We start from the raw sequence: 3389 nt of genomic DNA, 5'->3' as shown, positions 1-3389 counted from the left end.
CCGTCATTCCGCACCTGATTTTGCTATTTTCAGTGCTTGACGGCGATCGGCCGTTCTGATCTATTACTCTCTTTTGCAGGTAGATCATCATGGCCGCACCCGCTATCTCGATCCGTAACCTCGATCACCTTGGTTTGGTCGCCGCACTCTGCCAGGAACTGGGCATTGCCCGCATGATCGATGCCTTGCTCCCCAAAACCCCGCCTTTCAAGGTCTCACATGGTGAAGCCTTGGTCGCCATGATAGTGAACGGCCTCGGCTTTCACAGCAGCACCCTGCACATGTTCCCGCAATTCTTTGCTAACAAGCCGGTTGAGCGCCTGATTGGCCCCGGGATCTGTGCTGATGACCTCAATGATGATGTGCTCGGTCGCTGTCTCGATGCCCTCTTTGAGGCCGATGTCAGCGCCTTGTATCAGGTGATGGCGGCGCAAGTTGTCGAGCGGCTGGGGCTCAAAAGCACCGCAGTGCACCTCGATATTACCAGCTTCCACGTCGATGGCGCCTATGACTGTGCCGATGGGGATCTGGTCGGTAAGCTGCAACTGGTGCGTGGTTATAGTCGTGATCACCGGCCAGAGCTGAATCAAGTGATCCTTGAGCTCATCTGTGAAAATCAGGCCGGCCTACCTGTCTATATGCAGGCCCTGAGCGGCAATAGTAATGACACCAAAGCCTTTGCCCAGACCGTTCGTCGCCATTTGAGCAGTCTCAAGGCCGCGCAGGAGTGCCGTTATCTGGTCGGCGATGCCGCACTGTACTGCGCCGATACCTTGCAATTACTGGCGCAACAGCAGCAACTATTTGTGACCCGGGTGCCCGTCACTCTCAATGAGGCAAAGCAGGCCGTGGCAACCATAGGTGCACAACCGCTGACCGCTCTGGGCAATGGCTATCATGGCCGTTGGCAACACGCGAATTATGCCGGGGTCGCGCAACGTTGGTTGCTGGTGCGCAGCGAACAAGCCAGCCACCGCGAGCAGCAGACATTGGCCAAAAACCTGCTCAAAGACAGTACCCGCGAGCTCAAAGCCTTCGCCAAATTGTGTGCCCGACGCTTTGCTTGTGAGGCGGATGCCCAAGCTGAGTTGAGCTGTTTTACCGCCAGCTTGATGCTGCTGCAACTGGATGCCGAAGTGGTAGGTGAACCCGTTTATACAGGACGTGGCAGACCCAAGCGTGGCGAAGAGCCAATTGGCCATCAGTTTCAAATCACTGGGTTGGCGGCAACTAGCCTGGCTTGCGTTGAAGAGGCCCGCAACCAGACCGGGGTGTTCATCCTGGCGACCAATGACCACAGCGATACGCTGACCATGGCCGAACTTTTGGCCACCTATAAAGCGCAGCAGAATGTCGAACGGGGCTTTCGTTTTCTCAAGAGCCCGGAGTTTTTAACCTCCTCACTGTACCTGAAAAAGCCGGAGCGGATTGAAGCGTTGCTCATGGTGATGACCTGTAGCCTGATGATTTACGCAGCGTTGGAGCACCGGATCCGGCAGGGATTAGTGGAGCAGAATCGCAGTGTGGCGGATATGAAAAAGAAACCGACCCAGCAGCCGACGGCCCGTTGGATCTTTTTGCGCTTTGGTGGCATCCATGAATATCGACTGGGAGAAGCTCCGCCACAAGTAACGGAGCTAACAGGAGACCAGCAGATCATTTTGGAGGTATTGGGTGAGCGCTATCGGCAAATTTATTCCTAAATCAGGTGCGGAATGTCGGGTATAAGGCGGGTAGCCCGCCCTGATCCCCCTGAAACAAGGAGCACGGCATGAGCCCGCATCCCCTTCGCACCCTGATCGAGACCTGTGACGCCGCCATCTCCCGGCGCGACTTCGACGCCCTGATGACCTTCTACGCCGAAGACGCCGCCCTGGTGGTCAAACCCGGCATGGTGGTGCGCGGCATTCCCGCCATCCGCCGCGCCTTCACCGCCATCTCCGATTACTTTGACGGTCAGCTTGAGGTGACCCAGGGGGCCATGGAGGTGATCGAGGGGGCCGACAATGCCCTGGTGATCATGGAAACCCGGCTGCGTTACCCGGGCGGAGAGGGGTGGATCGACGAGACCCGGCGCGCTACCTATGTGTTTCGCAAGGAGGCGGATGGGGAGTGGCGCTGCACGGTGGACAACTCCTACGGCACCACGCTGCTGGGGGCGCAGCAGCCCGGCGATCGGCCTGCAACTGACTAGCGCAGTCACACTGGCTCGACGTAGCCAGTGTGCGTGTATAGCGTGCGTAATCAAGGCTCACCATCAAGGCCGGAGAACCCGAGTCGCACGCAGGGCACCGCTCTGCCTGGGAGGGGGCATCACAGCGCAGCCCACGGCGCAACTCCCCGTTTTGGTTGTGCCTCACAACCTGCTGGCAGTAAGTGCGCTGACAGTGATTGCTGCGACATTTTTACGAATCTGGTTTGCACTCTCGTTGTTATGTTCGCCCCTGGCAGCACTGAATCGCCCCTACTTTCCTAGACACCTCAAGAGCCTCAAACTGAGGTCAATCAGGAGGTGTTATGAGCAAGCAGCAACGTTACACAGAAGAATTCAAACTGGCAGCCGTCAAGCAGGTGACTGAGCGCAATTACCCAGTAGCAGAGGTCGCTGAACGACTTGGTATTTCCAGCCACAGTCTTTATGTCTGGATCAAACGCTACAGCCAACCCGAAGCGCAGCAACAGGATGACTCCAGCCAGCAAGCCGAAATTCGGCGCCTCAAGGCTGAACTGCGTCGCGTCACCGATGAGCGAGATATCTTAAAAAAGGCCGCCGCGTATTTTGCCAAGCTGTCAGGGTAAGGTACGCCTTCATCCGGGAGCACGCGTCCGCACATCCCATCCGCAGACTGTGTCGGATGATGAATGTCCACCCGAGCGGTTATTACGCCTGGCTGCACCAGCCTTTATCTGCCCGAGCCCTGGAAGACCAACGCCTTCTTGGCCAGATCAAGCAATGTTGGCTAGAAAGCGGGGGCATCTATGGTTATCGCAAGATCCGGGATGACCTGCGAGAGATGGGCGAGACCTGTGGGAAACACCGGGTGGCGCGATTAATGCGTCATGAAGGTTTACGTTCACAAACCGGTTATCGCCGCCGTCCCGGTCATTATGGTGGCCGGCCAACGGTGGTTGCACCGAACCATCTTGAACGCCAGTTCGATGTGACTGAGCCAAATAAGGTCTGGGTAACAGACATCACTTATATCCGAACCCATGAAGGTTGGCTCTATCTGGCCGCGGTATTGGATTTGTTCTCACGACAAGTCATTGGTTGGTCAATGGGGCCACGGATCGACCGAGAGCTGGCTATCAGCGCGTTACTGATGGCGGTGTGGCGACGGCGACCGGAGCAGGAAGTGCTGGTTCATTCCGACCAAGGGAGCCAGTTT

2 protein-coding genes and 1 pseudogene are annotated in these 3389 nt (G+C 57.0%); all 3 read left to right on the top strand.

Features of this window, described 5'->3' with window-relative positions; genetic code table 11:
- Positions 1 to 89 precede the first annotated feature (89 nt).
- On the top strand, positions 90 to 1703 hold the full coding sequence (locus tag AB5Y50_RS00415; protein ID WP_010674210.1) for an IS1634-like element ISAs25 family transposase: 1614 nt from the start codon (positions 90 to 92) through the stop codon (positions 1701 to 1703).
- Positions 1704 to 1771: 68 nt separating this feature from the next.
- Positions 1772 to 2194: an SgcJ/EcaC family oxidoreductase gene (locus tag AB5Y50_RS00410; protein ID WP_223930674.1), complete on the top strand. Its 423-nt coding sequence runs from the start codon at positions 1772 to 1774 to the stop codon at positions 2192 to 2194.
- Between the two features lie 323 nt (positions 2195 to 2517).
- Positions 2518 to 3389 (top strand): annotated as a pseudogene (locus AB5Y50_RS00405) (IS3 family transposase); the annotation flags it as partial.

The sequence above is a fragment of the Aeromonas sp. s6 genome (assembly GCF_040907815.1).
Taxonomy (GTDB): Bacteria; Pseudomonadota; Gammaproteobacteria; order Enterobacterales; family Aeromonadaceae; genus Aeromonas; species Aeromonas caviae.
This window is presented reverse-complemented; position numbering and strand designations above follow the sequence as displayed.